Below are 15,864 nucleotides of genomic sequence, written 5' to 3'. Positions count from 1 at the left end.
CCGACCTCTGCAGAGACGATCATGACCCTTCGACCCTTCGGAATCTCCATTCTGTGCGCGCTCACCCTGCCCAGCCTCGCGCATGCGGCCCCACCCAACGAGGGTGGCGGTGGCATCTCCATTGGCGGTGACGCTTCCCTCGAGGCGGACAGCGAGGGCGTGGACGCCGACGCCGACGCCGACGCCGACGCCGACGCTAGTGCCGACGCCGACGCTAATGCCGACGCCGACAAGCCAGCCAAGTCCAAGTCCAAGTCTGGCGACCGCGCCGACCAAAAGTGGATCAAGCGGTGGGCGCCCGAGCGCAACATGGCCGAGCTCGGCATCTACGGCGGCGTGCTGCTGCCGACCCCCAACCACGAGCTGTTCTCGCCCAACGTCGACCTGCCCGATCAGGGCTTTCGCGAGCTCAAGGCCGTGTCGCCCGACCTCGGGTTGCGGGCCGGCTTCTACCCGCTGCGCTTCTTCGGCGTCGAGGCCGAGGGCGGCGTGATGCCGTCGAGCACCCGCGACGGCGCGGGCTCGGGGTTGCTGTACACGGTCCGCGGGCACCTCGTCGGGCAGCTGGGGCTGTGGAGCGTCACGCCCTTCGTGCTCGTGGGTGCGGGCGCGCTCGGGGTCTCGAGCTCGCGCGACGTGCTCGGCAACGACACCGACCCCGCGCTGCACTTTGGCGGCGGTGTGAAGGTGTACCTCAACCGCTACGTGATGCTGCGCCTCGATATCCGCGACGTGGTGTCCTACAAGAGCGGCGTCGAGAACTACTTCATCTCGCACAGCCCGGAGATCCTGCTGGGGCTCTCGGTCACGCTGGGTCGCAAGAAGAACGAGCCCACGCCGGAGCCACGGCCGGCGGCGCCCAGCGATCGTGACGGTGACGGGTTCATCGACAGCGAGGACAGCTGCCCCGACAAGGCCGAGACCTTCAACGAGTACCAGGACGAGGACGGCTGCCCCGAGTCCGACCGCGACGGCGACGGGTTCTGGGACGAGCAAGACACCTGCCCGGACGAGGCCGAGACCGTCAACGACTACCAGGACGAAGACGGCTGCCCGGAGTCCGACCGCGACGGCGACAAGATCTGGGACGAGCAGGACAGCTGCCCCGACGAGCCCGAGTCCGACAACGGCTACAAGGACGAGGACGGCTGTCCCGACGAGGTGCCCAAGGCAGTCCGCGACTTCACGGGCGCGATCAAGGGCATCACCTTCGACAACGATCAGGACACGATCCGCAAGTCGTCGACCAAGACCCTCGACAACGCCGTGAAGGTGTTGACCGACAACCCCGAGGTCCGCATCAAGGTCAGCGGACACACCGACAACAAGGGCGACCCGGCGCACAACCTGGACCTGTCCAAGCGTCGGGCCGAGGCGGTCAAGAAGTACCTCGTCGAGCATGGCATCGACGAGAACCGGATCACCACCGACGGGGTCGGCTCTGACAAGCCGGTCGACACCAACGACACCAAGGCCGGCCGCAGCAACAACCGCCGGATCGAGTTCGATATCATCAAGCGCGCGAAGTAACCTCAACTCGCGGGTTCGTGGGCGTCCGTGGCTTGGCCACGGGCGCCCGCTTAAATTCTTCCCGTTAGAGCTTCTTCACGTTCAACACGAAGGCCCCGACATCGTCGACCTCGCGCCCGTCGACGACGATCAGCACCGACTGGGCGGCCAGCAGCTGGACGTCGAGCTGCGAGTGCTGCTCGAAGGCAAAGTCGTCGTTGCAGGCCAGCGGCGGGCCGGCGCACTCGTCGAGCGTGTACAAGACCGTGTCGAAGCTGCTGCCCTCGGTGTCAAACCGATAGGTGCCGGGCAGCGGCGCGATGAACTGGTAGACTCGCTCTTGGCCGTCGCTGCCGCCGCAGCCGCTGGCGAGCTGGTTGAGCGCGTTGGTGGTGTCACCCAGGAGCTGCGCGGGCAGGATCGGCGGGATCAGCTCGGGGATGCACACGGGCGGGAGGGCCTCGGTGATCAGCAACTTCAGCGGGCCCTCCTCGAAGGCGCCTGCGCCGTCGACGGTCACGGTCACGATCTCACCCTGCTCGAGGTTCAGGGTGATCCGTGACTCGAGCCCGATGAAGTCGTCGTTGCAGGCGAGCTCGGTCGAGCTGCACTCGCCTTCGTGGGCATACAAGATGGTGTCGAAGCTGCTGCCGATCGTGTCGAAGGTGAAGCTCCCAGTCCACGGGGCCATGAACCCCAGCTGAAAGTCTGGCGCGGCGTCGATCCCACAGCTGCCCAGTGAGTCGTCGACGCGGCCGACCGTGTTGTCGATGATCAGCGCGGGCAAGATGTCACCGTTCCAGGTGCGGTCCCAGCAGCGATTCGAGTCATCGGTGAAGTCGTCCTCGCCGCCGGGATCGCCGGCAGGATCGCCGTCGCCGTCGCCGTCGCCGTCGCCAGTGTCGAGCGGCGGGCGCACGTTGCCGTCGTTCTCGAGCCCGCTGCCGCCGTCGTCGTCGCCGCTGGTGCCGTCGCCGTCGCCGTCGCCGTCGCCGTCGCCGGTCTCCCCGCTCTCTCCGCTGCCGCCCCAGCCGTCGCCGGCCTCGTCACTTGGCTCCGGGCAGCCACTCGTGAGCGACACCAGGAGACCAAGCGCAGTGACCAACATCCAACGATTCACCATGTATCCACGCTATCACGCGATATGCACAAAGGCGCGAATTCAAGGCGCTATCGCATATCTATCGCGGATCCGGACAACATGCATCGCAGCCCACATTCATGCACATGGCTACTTTTCTTTTTGTGCGCGTGCTGCTTCAATCGCGGCGTGACAGTCACCCAAACCCGCGGGCAAGAACGACTCTCCATCAGCTTGGAACACCCCGCTCAGGTGTTGACCACGATGATCTACGCCGGATTTTTGCTCGGCTCGCTCGGGTGCTCGGGTGCCAGCGGCGGCGACGAGCAATCCACACAGGTCGGTGAAACCACCCAAACCGAAACTGACGCGAGCACGAGCGAGGACACCAACGAAACAGAGTCGGACAGCGAGACCGGTGAGCCAGACCCCATCAGTTACGCGGAGCCGGGCGAGTTCGGAGTTGGCAACGTGGCTATCGATCTAGCCGATCCAAACGGCGACCGGGACCTACATGTGGAGCTGTGGTATCCGGCCGCAGGGGCCGCGACGGGCGCAGGCCAGGCGTTAGTCGATTTTGCACCCGACGAGCCTGACGCCACGAGCCTCGCTGAGCTGGTGGACCTGGCGCCAGACACCTGCGTGCGCAAGACGACCAACAGCGATGCGTCCCCGGAGCTGGCGGAGCTGGCCGGACCGTGGCCGACCCTGGTGTTCTCGCACTGCCACGGGTGCGCGCGCTTCTCCTCGTTCACGATCGCCGAGCACCTCGCCAGCCACGGGTTCTTGGTCGCCGCGGTCGACCACCCAGGCAGCACCGTGTTCGATCAGCTCGAGGATCAGCTGCCGCCGATCGACACGGCCACGCTCGAATTGCGCCGCGATGACGTGATGCGGGTGATCGACGAGCTCCTGGATCCCGCGGCGATCGGGCTCCCAGATCCGTTCGTGGGGCTCGCTGACCCGGACCGGCTCGGCGTGTTCGGTCACAGCTTTGGCGCCGTCACGACCGGCATGGTCCTGCAGGACGACCCGCGTCCGACCGCGGGTGTGGCGATCGCAGCGCCGATCGAGAACCCGCTGCTGCCCGGTGTGACGATGGCGGGGATCACCGAGCCGCTCTTGATGTTCGTGGCAGTCGAGGACAACAGCATCACGGAGTTCGGCAACACGGCGATCCGGCAGAACTTCAGCGACGCGAGCTCACCCGCGTGGAAGCTGGAGTTCGCGGACACCGGGCACTTTGGGTTCTCGGACCTCGCCGGGCTCAGCGACTACTTCGCGGCGGGCTGCGGAGAAGGGCAGCGCCAGACCAACGACGAGCCGTTCACCTACGCGGATCCATTCGAGGTCCGATCGCTCGCGGCCGGGCGAGTCGCGGCGTTCTTTGCGTTGCACCTGCTCGGCGACGAGGACGCGCGCGCCCAGCTCGAGGCCGACGATCCGCTGCTCGACGTGAAGGTCAAATAGCGACCGGGGCCAATCCAACACAAATGGGCCGCCAGGCGATGCCGGGCGGCCCATTGGCGCGGGTCTGATCCAGACCTCAGAACTGCAGCTTCAGGCCACCGCCGTCGGCGCTGAGCCTGGCCTTGCGACGCGAGTTACCCAGCATCACCGCGCCGCCGACACCCATGCCGACGCCCGCGAGCTGGATGATGCCAGTGAACGCGAGCCCGAAGCCGACCGTGGCGTAGGACTGCTTGCCCGCCGCGATGAACGGGCCGGCGACCGGGATCAACAGCGAGCGACCGACCTCGGGCGAGCCCGAGTCGATCATCGCGGTCGCGGCGACCGCCGTGATCAAGTACGTGACGCCAAAGATGCTGAAGCCGGCGATTGTCAGACCGAGGCCACGGTTGGGGTTGGGCCCCTTCGGCGGGAGCGGCTGCGGCTGCGGCATGGGCTGATACTGCGGCGGCGGCGGCTGACCGTAGGGTTGCGGCTCGGCGTAGGGCTGAGGCTGTGGCTGGGTCGCGGGTTGCTCCCAGCCGGGCTGCGGCTGCGGCTGTGGTTGAGGCTGCGGCTGGACCGCGACGGGAGCGGGCTCGGCCGCGGGCGCGGTGGAGGGCTGCTCGGCGGGGAGCTCGGGCGGCGCCGCGAAGGCCACGTTGGGCAGCGACCAGCTGAGGGACAGGCCGACGACGAGGACGGCGGAGGAGAGCAGGCGAGGGGTCGAGTTCGTGCGTCGTGACATGGTTACCAACCGTCCGAGCCAGGCCCGGGAACACAGTCTTAGCACGGCTGTGCGTGAGTGAAATGTAGTAATTCGCTGTTGCGATCCGCAACGCGTTGGCTCGTTCACGCGCCTGCTATCGCGCAGCTGTGCTGTCGTTCATTCGCCCGTAGAACCGTGTTGGCGGGGCTCTCAGGCGCTTGTCGGCTGGCTCACGTCGTTCACTGCGCGGGGCTTCGCGCTGTGAAGCTGATCGGGGTGTCGCGGTCGCGCAACAGCTGGCGAACCGCTGGCCAACCGCTGGACTGGTCGTGGGGACGTGATCGTGGGATTGTCTGCGACCGGTCATGGACGCCCTGTTCGTCGTCGTCGCGGAGCTGCTGGTCGTTCCGCTGATCTTGTGGGGGCTCATCGTCCTCGAGCTGACCGTCGGCGTGGGGGGGTCGATCCTGGCGATCGTGCAGGGCCGCCGCTCGCCCTCGGAGGCGGCCATGCACACCTGGCGCTCGGTCCGTCGCCGCTTGCTGTGGAGCCTGATCTTTCTGACCTCCGGGCTGCTCCTGGCTGATCTGGTGTTCTTCGACTCGCTGGTGACCCTCGCGCTCGGCTCGGCCGACGATCGTGAGGACCTCGATGTCAGCTTCAGCCACGCCGACGGCAGCTTCATCCTGGGTCGCATCGAGCTGCACCAGCTCGCGCTGTCGGGCACCCGCGGCGGCGACGACCCCAGCGCGCAGTTCGGCTTCGAGGTCGACTCGCTGGTGATCGACGTCGACACCCTGGCGTTGCTGACCGCGGATTTTGCTGTCGAAGAGATCGCGCTCGAGGGCGTCGTCGGCAGCCTGAACCGCCTGCGCCCGAGCGACCCGGTGCCCGAGCGAGACCGGCGCGGCATCGAGCTGGCCCGCGAGTTCAGCGTGGAGCGGCTGCACTTCGCCGACGTGCGCATGACCCTGCGCGACCAGGCCAGCGAGCCGCCCCGCGAGCTCGGCTTCGAGCTCACCGAGCTCGACCTGGGCCCGCTGCACAGCGACACCGCGGTGTTCGATCTGCTCTACCGCGCCCGCGGTCACGGCTCGGTCGCCGGCCACGCGTTCACCCTCACCGCGATCGAGCGAGACGGCGCCCCGCAGACCACCCTCGAGCTGCAGGACCTCCCGCTCGACGCCCTCGCCGAGCCGCTCGAGCGGGCCGCAGGGGTCCGCGCCAGCGGCAGCGCCGACGTCTCGATCACCAACCGCTACGCCGAGGGCCCGACCGAGCCGCAGATCGAGCTGGCGATCGAGCTTCAGCTCGAGGACCTCGAGCTCGAGGCCGGCGAGCGAGCCAGCATGGGCACCCAGCTGATGCTGAAGATGGCTGGCCAGGCGCTCGGCCGGCTCGGCAAGAAATTCCCCCTGGAATTCGGGCTCAGCATCTCGCGCAGCGAGCTCGAGGGGCTGCGCAGCTTCACCGAGTCCGGCGTCATCGAGCGGGTCTCCGACGGCATCGCCGGGGCCCTGCGTGACAAGCTGCGTGAAGCCGAAGGGTGACGACTACCAGACCCCCGTCCACATCAGCACGACCACCACGGCGTTGTGCAGCAGATGCAGCGCGATCGACGGGTACATCGACCCCGACTTCCAGCGCAGCCACCCCGCCAACAACCCCAGACACATCAAAAACACCGCGCTGAGCACCGCCATGTGCAAGGTGGTGAACGCGATCGCAGCCACGATGATCGCCGCCCGCGGCTCGACCACCGCCGACAATCGCTCGAACACGATCCCCCGAAACGCGAGCTCCTCGATCACCGCCGGCTGCAGCGACCAGGTCAGCAGCAAGAACGGCAGCGAGTAGCCCGCGTTGATGCACAGCTGCAGCACGTCGACGTTGGTGGTGCCGACCACGTGCACGGCCGCCCACAGGTTCGCGTAGGCGATCGCCACCGTGACCGGGACCGCCGCGACCGCGATGCCCCAGTAGCGCAGCTCCCCGAGCGTGCGCAGCGGTCCGACCAGATCCGCCCGGTGGACGAACGCCCAGATCAGCACCACGATCGTGTCGACGATCAGGATCGAGTCGAGCACGTCGAAGAAGTCAGCGGTGTCGAGCAGGTACGACGCCAGCAGCGTCCCCAGCAGCACGAAGTAGAGCGCGAGCGCGGACACCAGCCCGGCGCCCGAGGACATGCCGGTCTTCACGACCTGCGTCGCGCGGACCCGCGGCTTGCCGCAGCTTCCGCAGGCCGACGCGCCCTGGGTCCACGCCGTGCCGCACTCACCACAAAAGCTCAGCGGCTCGCGGTAGCCCATGGCTCAGGCCATCCCTCGTTCGCGGACGAACTCGCGGTGCTTGAGCCCCGCCGAGATCGCCTTGACCAGGACCACGACGACGAAGATCTTGAGGATGATGCCGTTCTTGATCGTGCTCGGGTCGACGATCGCGTCGGCCAGGTGCATCGTGGCGAACAACAAGAGCGCGACGATCGACGCGGCCAATGGGTTGGACCTGCACCACGCCCACAGCCCAGCGAACGCGCCGCCAAGCCCGAGCATCACGACCATGCCCGTGGTGTCGACCACGTCGGTCAACGTCCAGATCACCGCGAACACGATCTGCAAGATCGCGACGAGCCCGATCGCGCCCTTGGCCTTCTTGACCTCGAGCAGCATGAACTCGGCCTCGGACTCGTCGGCGACTCGCTCGGCCGCGGCGACGTCTGCGAGCGAGCCACCGCAGTTCTCGCAAAACTTTAGAGTTCTCGCGTTGGCGTGCAGACACTGGGAGCAGGTGAGCATCCCCCATGGTACCGGCTCGGCGGCCCCGAGTCGCCGCGGCCTGTCAGGGGGCGTCGGTTTTTTGCGCGCGGGCTGGTCCGGTTTGGACCGGGTCGTCGTCGTCGGTGGCGCTATGCTCCGGACCGAGCCTCATGACGATCGATAGGCACACGCTACGCTGGAACGGCTGGGGTGCGCGCGAGCGGGCCTTTGAATTTGGTGACCACGCGGACGCAGTGTGGACGTGGCTGCGGTCCGAGCTGGGGCTCACGACCTTCGACATGCGGCCCGCGGTCTCGCTCGACGCGCTGGAGCTGCCGACCGCTGCGCTCGGCGACGACGCCCGCGCCGCGCTCGAGGCGATCGTCGGGCCCGTGTGGGTCTGCGGCGACCGCTACGAGCGGGCCTTCCACGCCCGCGGCCAGAGCTACCCGGACCTGCTGCGGCTGCGCGCTGGCGAGGTCGAGACCGCGCCTGACTTGGTCGTGTACCCCCGCGCGGAGCAGGTCCAGGCCGTGCTGGCCTGGGCCGACGCCGAGCGCGTGGCGGTCATCCCCTACGGCGGCGGCTCCAGTGTGGTCGGTGGGGTCTCGGGTGAGGCCGGTCGTCAGCGGGGCGTCGTGACGCTCGACACCACCCGCATGGACCGGCTGCTCGCGCTCGACGAGACCTCCCACACCGCGACCTTCGAAGCGGGGATCTACGGCCCGCAGCTCGAGCAGTCGCTGGGCGCCCGCGGGTTTACGCTCGGGCACTACCCGCAGTCGTTCGAATTCTCGACGCTCGGTGGCTGGATCGCCGCGCGCGGAGCCGGGCAGCAGTCGGGTCGCTACGGTGGCGCCGCGACCTGGCTCGTCGGCGCCAGGCTGGCCACGCCCGCGGGCGAGTGGTCGACCGGGGCGTTCCCGGCCTCGGCCGCGGGGCCCGACTTCAACCACCTGGTCGCTGGCAGCGAGGGCGCGCTCGGGATCATCACCCAGGCCACCGTCAGGCTGCACCGAGCCCCCAACGTCCGCGACTACCGAGGGTGCCTGTTCCCCGACTTTGTCCACGGCGTCGCGGCGGCCCGCGAGCTCGTGCAAGCCGAGGTCCCGGTTGCGACGCTGCGGCTGTCGGATCCGTCCGAGACCGACTTCTTCTCGGAGTTCTCCAAGGCCCGCAAGCCGCCCAGCACGCCCCGCCGGGTGGCCGGTCGGGCGCTCGAGGCCATGGGCTACGGGGGCGATCGCTGCGTGCTGATCATCGGCCACGAGGGGGAGCGCGGGGCTGTCGACGCCGCGCACACGCGGACCAACGCGATCGTGCGCCGCAACCGGGGGATCCCGCTGGGCCGCGGCGCAGGCCAGTCCTGGTACCGCGATCGCTTCGCGCTGCCCTACATTCGTGATCCGCTGCTCGAGCGCGGCGTGGCCGTCGACACGCTCGAGACCTCGACCTCGTGGTCGAACCTGCTGCCGCTGCACCAGGCGGTCGGCGACGCGATCGCGACGGCCGCCAGCGCGACGCTGCGCGACGGTCAGCGGGCCATGATGATGGCCCATGTGTCCCACGCCTACCTCGACGGCGCGTCCTTGTACTTCACGATCGTGTTTCCCCAGGCTCCCGCTGGCGAGGAGCTGCACCAGTGGCAGGCGATCAAGTCCGCGGCCTCCCGGGCGATCATCGAGCACGGCGGGACGATCAGCCACCATCATGGCGTTGGCACCGATCATCGCGACTACCTGCCCGAGGAGAAGGGCCCGCTCGGGGTCCGGCTGCTCGGCGCGATCAAGGCCGAGCTGGATCCGCGCGGGATCATGAATCCGGGCAAGCTCGTGCCCACTGCGAGCGCGAAGGGATGACGACGGTCGTCCTGGCCAGCCCGATCGAGGCCGTGCCCAGCTTGATGGCGGCGATCGGCGCGGCGATAGCGACCGCCGGGATCGCAATTCGCAGCGTCGATCTCGACCCCAGGTGTTCGAACGACGCCGTGCAGGAGCAAGGCTTCAAGGCTGCCCTCGCGGGTGTGAGCGGGCCGGTGATCCTCGGTGGGTTCTCGCTGGGTGGGCGGATCGCGGCTCGGCTGTGCGCGGAGCTCAGTCCGGTCGCGCTGCTGTGCTTTGGGTATCCGTTTCACGCGCCGAGGCGGCCGAGCGCGCGCCACGGTCTCGAGGCGCTGTCGCGTGTGCGGGTGCCAACGTTGATCGTTCAAGGTACCCGCGACTCGCACGGCAGCGAGGCCGACGTCCGCGGCTACTCGCTGCCAGACGCGGCGCAGGTCGTGTGGCTGCGAGATGGCAACCATCGCTTCGTGCCGCGCGAGCGGTCGGGGTACACGCACGATCAGCACATCGCCGCGGCGGGCGCGGCCGCGATCACGTTCATCCGCGGGCGGTGAAGCCTCGTTCGTGGCATGACTGCCCGCGCATGAGCAACGCCCCCCACGACGGTCGCTCGCCGATCGAGCGCTCGGGCTTCTCGTATCTGCCAGGCTTCATCAGCGCCGCGGAGGCCGAGCAGCTGATCGCCTACTTCGCCCAGCTCGTCCCGCTCTGGGAGCACCGTCATCACAACGACGCGCACGCCCGGCCGGGGGACCACAGCCGGCGACTCACGCGGCCCGTGTACTGGCTGGGCGCGTGGCAGTTCGCGTGCCTGGGCTACTACGCCGAGCCGCACCACCGCGAGGATCGCTGCGTCCGCGCCGAGCCGTTTCCCGCCGTGATGCGCACGATCCTCGACCGCCTGTGGCCGAGCTTGCGCGACCACGATCCGGACCTCGACGACGTCCCCAACAGCTGCTTGATCAACTACTACGGGCGCGAGATCGGCGACGGCCCGCCAGTCGACTACGCGCGGCTACGCATGCATCGCGACGGCGAGCCCGGACCCGTGGTGATGCTGTCGATCGGGCAGCCGGGGCTGCTCGAGTTCATTGACCCCGAGCAAAGCGAAGCGCCCGAGCTCGCGGTCTGGACCCGTCACCGCTCGGTCTCGATCCTGAGCGGGCCCGACTTCAAGGATCGGCTGTATCACCGCATTACCGAGGTTCGGCACGGGCGTCAGCCCGAGATCGGGTGCCAGCTCGACGGCTTCGAGGTGCGCCGGGTGAGCGTCTCGTTTCGCACCGTACCTTCGGCGCTGATCTTGGACTTCGACCAGCTGAGCGCGGCGTCTCGGGAGTTGGTGCGGGACTACGTTCGACAGCTCGCGCGGGGGTCGTCGCACTTTGGCGAGCAGCTGGCGCGCGAGTGAGTTGGTCCTGGGGGGTCGTCGCGTCCGCGTGATGCTGCGATACCGGATCAGTTGGCAACACTGACGGTCCACTGTCCGCGACTGTCTGCGGCAGTCCGCCCGAGACTGCATGAGCTCGCGGTCATGCGCGTGCGCACCTCTCGCGACCACTCAATCCCGCGCTAGAGCCCGTCTACGCCAGTTCAGCAGCAGTCTCGAGGTTGGTCGGGCGCTTGCACTGCGAGCGGCGTGATGGCGATGTTCCTCCCCTCGAACCGCGCGCCTGACCTGCTCGCGCGGGCCTGCGCGGTGCTCTACCACTGCGCTCGCGTGCTGCTGCTGCGCTGGCCCAACTACAGCTTCGACGATCTGGCCGGACTCCAAGACAACCTCGACGGCCCCGCCTTCACGCGCGCAGCTGCACAGATGTCGGCCGATCGTGAGGGCCAGCGGTTGCTGCGAGACCGCGCCTTGCTCACGGTCCGCGACGCGGACTGGGACCACTTCAGCCGGCTGCCGATCGAGAGCTTCGGCTACAACGTCTGGCACCACTTTTACGTCAACGATCTGCTCGAGGACATCGAGCTCCAGCCCTCGCGCCTGCGCTGGGACGCGGACACGGAGTACGCCAAGGCACGCTACCGCTCGAGCCACGACATGCGCCACGTGATGCTCGGGCTCGGCGTCGAGCTCCACGAGGAGGTCAGCCTCCAGGCCTTCCAGTTCGCTCAGCTGCCGCAGAAGCTGTCGGCGCTGGTCGTCGTGCTCGGGGCGGTCAAGCTGCTGTTCGTCGACCGCAGCTGGTGGAGGTTCTTCGCCTGGGCGCCGCGGGCGTGGCGGGCCGGCAAGCGCGGCCGCCCGCTCCACTGCGTCCGCTTCGAAGATCTGTGGGAGCGCCCGCTCGACGAGCTGCGCGAGCGCTACGCCATCACCCCGATCGGGTCGCGCTATCCGGTCGCGCGGCGCCACCCCGACGCCGACCACTTTCACTTCTCCGCTGCCCCCGAAGGTACGAGCACGCCATGACCTCACCCGATCCATCCACCCACGTCGAGCCCCTGTTTCGCCGCCTGTCTCCGGTCCGCTACCGGTCTCCGCTTCGCTACCCGGGCCTCGTCGGCCGGGTCCTGTGGCGCAAGCGTCGGGATCGCGCCTTGCTTGGCGCCAAGATCCGCGAGCTGATCGCGACCGAAGGCCGCGAGCTCGCCCCCGAGGTGCTCGACACCTACCTCGAGAGCGTGCTTTTGCTTCACTACCTGCAGCTGTCCAAGATCAAGGTCTACTCGATGCTAAAGCCCGAGCTCATGCACAGCCTCGCGCGCGAGTGTGCGCGGGTCGTGACTGCGGGCGTCGCGGGGGACTTCGTCGACGTGGGCGTGTGGAAGGGCGGCAGCAGCATGATCATGAAGTCCGTCCACGATCACCTCGACGGCGGTCGTCGGGTGCTGTGCCTGGACCTCTACGACACCATGGATCTGCAGGTCATCGACGACGCCGATCCCGTCGACGATCGGATCATCGTCTGCGCCCTCGAGCTCGCTCGCGCGCACTTCGAGACCGAGGGGGTGCGGACCTCGATCGCCGAGATCCGCGGGAACTTCCGCGAGCTCGGGGTGAGCCTCGACGATGTCGAGTTCCTGCGCGGCAACCTGATCTCTCCAGAGTTTCCGTTCGAGCGGGTCGAGTCGATCGCGCTGATGCGCATCGACTGCGACTTCTACACGGCCACGAAGAACACCCTCGAGCGGCTGTACCCCAAGCTGCAGCCTGGCGGCTCGATCATCTTCGACGACTACTACCTCGAGGGCTTCGGCGAGCGGCGGGCCGCCGACGAGTTTCGCGCGCAGGTCGGCGACGACAGCCCGCTCGTGCGGGTCGGACAGAGCGCTGTTTGGCGGCTGCCCGGCGGTTAGTCGGGGGATCCCTTTCCCAAGTGCGGTACCCTCCCGCTCGATGTCTGCCGACACGCAGGTTCTCGAGTCCCTCGCCTTCCTCTACCTGACCTTCGGGCACAGCACCGACGGCCAGCTGACCGCCGACGAGATGCGTCTGCTCGCCGCGAAGCTGCGCGAGTGGGCACCGGAGTCCGAGCTCGGTGACATCGGCGAGCTGCTTCGTCGCGCGGTCACCAGCTACAAGTCGGCGAGCGACAAGCTCGGCAAGGCGCGCGAGATCACGGCCTCGCTCGAGGGCACCCTCGACGACGATCAGCTGCGTCGGGTGCTCAGCGATCTCGAGGGTATCGCCGAGGCCGACGGGCAAGTGATCGACGAAGAGAAGGCGTTCATCGAACAGACCCGCGCGGCGCTGGGGCTCTAGAGCCCACAACAAAGCCAGAAGGTGTACGTTTGGGGCTCGATGCACCGCGCCCTCGCCTCTGGTTCACTGCTGGCCTTCGCCGTCGCCTGTCACCCTGCGAACCCGCCAGAGCTTCCGGTGCCAGCCGAAGCGCAGATGCGGGCGCACGTGGCCGAGCTCGCGTCGGACGACTACGCCGGTCGCTTCACCTTCGATGATGGCGGCGCGCGGACGATCGAGTATCTCGCCGAGTACTACCGCGCCCACGCGATCGCGCCGCTCGCCACGGACTACGCGATGCCCTTCGTGGTCACGGGCACGCAGACCCGGCGCTGCGATGCGCTGAGCTTCGCTGTCTCCGAGCTGGCCACGCCCACGCAGGTCGCGGCGAGTGACTACACGCCGTTGGCGTTCAGCGGCGACGGCGAGGTCGAGGGCGAGCTCGTGTTCGTTGGCTACGCCGCGCAGTCCCACCCCGACGCGCGCTACAAACGAAGCTACGACGCGCTCGCCGAGGTCGACCTCGACGGCAAGGTCGCGATCGTGCTGACCGGGCAGCCGCAGGACCCGTGGTTGCGCCATGCTCGTCTCGACCGAGTCGCGGCGGGGTTCGCCGCACAGGCGCAGCTGCTGGCCGCGCAGGGCGACGCGCAGGGCATGCTCCGCGCCCAGATCCGTGCCCGCACGAAGCTCGTCGAGCTGGTCGAGGTCGGTCTTCCCGCCTCGCTGCCGCCAGAGATCCGCGCGAAGATGTTGACCGTCGAGCTGCCGACGGCCCGAGCGCTGAAGGTACACGAGGTGCTCGCGCCCGCCCGCCCCCTGCTCGACGCGGTTGGGCCCGATCTGCGGAGCGACGAACACACCGAGTACCGCAAGGCTGAGCGGCTGCAGGCTCGCGGCGCCGCGGGGGTGATCTTCGTCAAGGGTCCAAGCTCGTTCGTCGACGAGGTCGAGCGCGAGGCCGACACCCTGCCCGACATCAGGATCGAGCCTCGACGTCCACCCCTTCAGATCCCCGTCGTCCAGCTCCGCAGCGCGCCAGCGATCAACCTGTTCGCGCAGCTCGGCGTCGACCTTGGTCACGAGCAGGCCGAGCTCGACGCGTGGCACGGCCCCCGCAGCGCGCCGCTGCCAGGTCGGGCGTCGGTCCACGCCAGCGTCGCGCCGCTCATGCATCGCTCTGACAACGTCCTGGCGATGATCCCCGGCACGGATCTCGCCGACGAGGTCGTGGTCCTTGGCGCGCACTGGGATCACGTGGGGACCACGGACAATGGGCTGTGTATGCCGTTGCTTGGCGACGATGGCGTGCTCGACACGATCTGCAATGGCGCCGACGACAACGCCTCTGGCACCGCGATGGTGTTGGCGGTGGCGCAGGCGATCGCCGACTCGGGCATTGAGCCGCGACGCACGATCGTGTTTGCCCACTTCTCCGGCGAGGAGCTGGGACTGCTCGGTTCGCAGGCACTGGTTCGTGACTGGCCAGCCCGGCTGGGCGAGATCCACTCGATGATCAACCTCGACATGGTCGGGCGGCTCTCGGACCTCGGCCTGATCATCACCGGAGTGGGCACGAGCTCGAGCTGGCCCGATCTGGTCGCGCAGGCGGGCGACCGTCACAGCTCGATGTGCCTCACGGCGTCCGATAGCAGCGACTCGTTCTCGTTCAGCCAAGCCGGGGTGCCGAGTCTGAGCTTCTACACGCTCGCCCACGCCGACTACCACATGCCCAGCGACGAGTACGACACCATCAACTTCGCGGGTATGACCTCGATCGCACGGACCGTGCTCTCGGTGACCATGACGTTGGCCAGCGGCATCGAGCTCGCGCCCGCGATCCCGGATCACGGCGGCTACGGGGAGAGCTGCGCGGCGCTCAACCACCATCAAGAGGGGTTCATGCACACCGATGGGCGTGAGCCGATTCCGCTGATGCCCACAGGACTGCGGACGGATGTTCGCTAACCGAGATGACGGCTGCGCGGGCACGGGCCATGTTCACAGGGTCCGAGGACGAAGCCTCGGGAGATGATTCACATTGCCCACTGTGCCAGCCGAGCATTCGGGGAGGACATGCCTGCAACAGTTTCGCCCCGTTTGACGACAACAGCAGTATGACGATCTCCATGGAGCATCATGCTACGCTCTTGCCGCGTATGGGCGAAGGGCCACTGAGGGGTGCGAGGGCGCGGTGCTGATCGATCCCGCCGCCCGGGCGGACTACGACGCTCGCGTTGTCGGGTCGGCGTTGATCGAAGAGACCGTGACCGCGATCTTGGAAGCCCACCTACCTCGGGCGGAAGCGCGCCACCTCGTTCGGGCGCAGCGAAAGTTGATCGCCGCGACCCGGCCAGACGCCCGAACGCCCTCGAGCTAGCGCCACGTGAGTCGGGGAGGGCTCGCACGTCCCCGACTCGCGGGCGGCAAGCGTTCCATTTTGGGCCACGTGGGTACGAAGCCGCGCGTGCGTGTCCGTCGACGGTGATTCCGTCACGGTTTCTTCGTTGTGATTTCTCATGTTCGATCTTCGCGAAGGGTGATCATTTTACTCGACCCAACGACAGACCCTGATAGCGTTGGCTTCCGTAACGTCGTCTCCCTTCGGTGAACCGGCCGCCCGGCCGGCTCACCAAAAGCCACATTACCGGCCCGAACCACAATCATGTCCAATTACACCGTTTCCGGCCGGGTGGCCGGTGACGACGGTGCGCCCGTCGTCAATGCCACCATCACGATTCACGAGGTCACCAGCCTCACTGGCGATTCGCCACAAAAGGGCCCGTCGGCCAGCACCGATACCAACGGCATCTACACAATCTCGTGGG

15 protein-coding genes are annotated in these 15,864 nt (G+C 68.0%); 11 read left to right on the top strand and 4 right to left on the bottom strand.

Features of this window, described 5'->3' with window-relative positions; all coding sequences use genetic code 11:
* Window positions 1-21: 21 nt before the first annotated feature.
* On the top strand, window positions 22-1,530 hold the full coding sequence (locus ENSA7_RS20415; RefSeq protein WP_106090992.1) for an OmpA family protein: 1,509 nt from the start codon (window positions 22-24) through the stop codon (window positions 1,528-1,530).
* Between the two features lie 64 nt (window positions 1,531-1,594).
* On the opposite strand, the gene ENSA7_RS20410 is transcribed toward ENSA7_RS20415, so the two are convergent.
* Complete coding sequence (locus ENSA7_RS20410; protein WP_146157922.1) at window positions 1,595-2,632, bottom strand: hypothetical protein; 1,038 nt, start codon at window positions 2,630-2,632, stop codon at window positions 1,595-1,597.
* Between the two features lie 192 nt (window positions 2,633-2,824).
* Here ENSA7_RS20410 and ENSA7_RS20405 point away from each other — a divergent pair, with 192 nt between their 5' ends.
* The gene (locus ENSA7_RS20405; RefSeq protein WP_181233937.1) at window positions 2,825-4,060 is read left to right on the top strand and encodes an alpha/beta hydrolase family protein; all 1,236 of its coding nucleotides are present in this window, start codon (window positions 2,825-2,827) and stop codon (window positions 4,058-4,060) included.
* 76 nt (window positions 4,061-4,136) lie between these two features.
* On the opposite strand, the gene ENSA7_RS20400 is transcribed toward ENSA7_RS20405, so the two are convergent.
* On the bottom strand, window positions 4,137-4,787 hold the full coding sequence (locus ENSA7_RS20400) for a hypothetical protein (protein WP_106090989.1): 651 nt from the start codon (window positions 4,785-4,787) through the stop codon (window positions 4,137-4,139).
* A gap of 326 nt (window positions 4,788-5,113) precedes the next feature.
* Here ENSA7_RS20400 and ENSA7_RS20395 point away from each other — a divergent pair, with 326 nt between their 5' ends.
* Window positions 5,114-6,298: an AsmA family protein gene (locus ENSA7_RS20395; RefSeq protein WP_106090988.1), complete on the top strand. Its 1,185-nt coding sequence runs from the start codon at window positions 5,114-5,116 to the stop codon at window positions 6,296-6,298.
* A gap of 3 nt (window positions 6,299-6,301) precedes the next feature.
* Here the strand turns inward: ENSA7_RS20395 and ENSA7_RS20390 are convergent, their stop codons facing one another.
* A complete protein-coding gene (locus ENSA7_RS20390; RefSeq protein ID WP_106090987.1) occupies window positions 6,302-7,060 on the bottom strand; it encodes a type II CAAX endopeptidase family protein in 759 nt (252 codons plus the stop codon).
* A gap of 3 nt (window positions 7,061-7,063) precedes the next feature.
* Complete coding sequence (locus tag ENSA7_RS20385) at window positions 7,064-7,546, bottom strand: zinc ribbon domain-containing protein (RefSeq protein WP_106090986.1); 483 nt, start codon at window positions 7,544-7,546, stop codon at window positions 7,064-7,066.
* Window positions 7,547-7,677: 131 nt separating this feature from the next.
* On the opposite strand from ENSA7_RS20385, the gene ENSA7_RS20380 reads away from it, so the two are divergent.
* The 8 genes from ENSA7_RS20380 (at window position 7,678) to ENSA7_RS20345 (ending at window position 15,416) form a co-directional block, all read left to right on the top strand.
* Window positions 7,678-9,366 (top strand): FAD-binding oxidoreductase, encoded by a 1,689-nt coding sequence (locus ENSA7_RS20380; RefSeq protein ID WP_106090985.1) that lies wholly within the window; start codon window positions 7,678-7,680, stop codon window positions 9,364-9,366.
* On the top strand, window positions 9,363-9,902 hold the full coding sequence (locus tag ENSA7_RS20375) for an alpha/beta family hydrolase (RefSeq protein ID WP_106090984.1): 540 nt from the start codon (window positions 9,363-9,365) through the stop codon (window positions 9,900-9,902). Before ENSA7_RS20380 ends, ENSA7_RS20375 begins: the two co-directional genes overlap by 4 nt.
* A gap of 29 nt (window positions 9,903-9,931) precedes the next feature.
* Complete coding sequence (locus tag ENSA7_RS20370; protein ID WP_106090983.1) at window positions 9,932-10,759, top strand: alpha-ketoglutarate-dependent dioxygenase AlkB; 828 nt, start codon at window positions 9,932-9,934, stop codon at window positions 10,757-10,759.
* 231 nt (window positions 10,760-10,990) lie between these two features.
* Window positions 10,991-11,764: a Coq4 family protein gene (locus ENSA7_RS20365; protein ID WP_106090982.1), complete on the top strand. Its 774-nt coding sequence runs from the start codon at window positions 10,991-10,993 to the stop codon at window positions 11,762-11,764.
* The gene (locus tag ENSA7_RS20360) at window positions 11,761-12,651 is read left to right on the top strand and encodes a TylF/MycF/NovP-related O-methyltransferase (protein ID WP_106090981.1); all 891 of its coding nucleotides are present in this window, start codon (window positions 11,761-11,763) and stop codon (window positions 12,649-12,651) included. The genes ENSA7_RS20365 and ENSA7_RS20360 overlap by 4 nt, the downstream gene beginning before the upstream one ends.
* Window positions 12,652-12,691: 40 nt before the next feature.
* Window positions 12,692-13,057, top strand: a complete 366-nt coding sequence (locus tag ENSA7_RS20355; protein WP_106090980.1) for a tellurite resistance TerB family protein — start codon at window positions 12,692-12,694, stop codon at window positions 13,055-13,057.
* A gap of 39 nt (window positions 13,058-13,096) precedes the next feature.
* A complete protein-coding gene (locus ENSA7_RS20350) occupies window positions 13,097-15,004 on the top strand; it encodes a M20/M25/M40 family metallo-hydrolase (protein WP_146157919.1) in 1,908 nt (635 codons plus the stop codon).
* 226 nt (window positions 15,005-15,230) lie between these two features.
* Window positions 15,231-15,416 carry a hypothetical protein gene (locus ENSA7_RS20345; RefSeq protein ID WP_106090978.1) on the top strand — a complete coding sequence of 62 codons (186 nt, stop codon included), beginning with the start codon at window positions 15,231-15,233 and terminating at the stop codon, window positions 15,414-15,416.
* Window positions 15,417-15,864 lie beyond the last annotated feature (448 nt).

Source organism: Enhygromyxa salina (genome assembly GCF_002994635.1).
Lineage (GTDB): Bacteria > Myxococcota_A > Polyangia > Nannocystales > Nannocystaceae > Plesiocystis > Plesiocystis salina_B.
This window is presented reverse-complemented; position numbering and strand designations above follow the sequence as displayed.

What these genes read in the sequence shown, in the direction of transcription:
- ENSA7_RS20350 (WP_146157919.1), top strand. Translation starts at nt 13,097, where the DNA reads ATGCACCGCGCCCTCGCCTCTGGTTCACTGCTGGCCTTCGCCGTCGCC.
- ENSA7_RS20410 (WP_146157922.1), bottom strand. Translation starts at nt 2,632, where the DNA reads ATGGTGAATCGTTGGATGTTGGTCACTGCGCTTGGTCTCCTGGTGTCG.
- ENSA7_RS20415 (WP_106090992.1), top strand. Translation starts at nt 22, where the DNA reads ATGACCCTTCGACCCTTCGGAATCTCCATTCTGTGCGCGCTCACCCTG.
- ENSA7_RS20365 (WP_106090982.1), top strand. Translation starts at nt 10,991, where the DNA reads ATGGCGATGTTCCTCCCCTCGAACCGCGCGCCTGACCTGCTCGCGCGG.
- ENSA7_RS20395 (WP_106090988.1), top strand. Translation starts at nt 5,114, where the DNA reads ATGGACGCCCTGTTCGTCGTCGTCGCGGAGCTGCTGGTCGTTCCGCTG.
- ENSA7_RS20400 (WP_106090989.1), bottom strand. Translation starts at nt 4,787, where the DNA reads ATGTCACGACGCACGAACTCGACCCCTCGCCTGCTCTCCTCCGCCGTC.
- ENSA7_RS20360 (WP_106090981.1), top strand. Translation starts at nt 11,761, where the DNA reads ATGACCTCACCCGATCCATCCACCCACGTCGAGCCCCTGTTTCGCCGC.
- ENSA7_RS20355 (WP_106090980.1), top strand. Translation starts at nt 12,692, where the DNA reads ATGTCTGCCGACACGCAGGTTCTCGAGTCCCTCGCCTTCCTCTACCTG.
- ENSA7_RS20385 (WP_106090986.1), bottom strand. Translation starts at nt 7,546, where the DNA reads ATGCTCACCTGCTCCCAGTGTCTGCACGCCAACGCGAGAACTCTAAAG.
- ENSA7_RS20380 (WP_106090985.1), top strand. Translation starts at nt 7,678, where the DNA reads ATGACGATCGATAGGCACACGCTACGCTGGAACGGCTGGGGTGCGCGC.
- ENSA7_RS20370 (WP_106090983.1), top strand. Translation starts at nt 9,932, where the DNA reads ATGAGCAACGCCCCCCACGACGGTCGCTCGCCGATCGAGCGCTCGGGC.
- ENSA7_RS20390 (WP_106090987.1), bottom strand. Translation starts at nt 7,060, where the DNA reads ATGGGCTACCGCGAGCCGCTGAGCTTTTGTGGTGAGTGCGGCACGGCG.
- ENSA7_RS20375 (WP_106090984.1), top strand. Translation starts at nt 9,363, where the DNA reads ATGACGACGGTCGTCCTGGCCAGCCCGATCGAGGCCGTGCCCAGCTTG.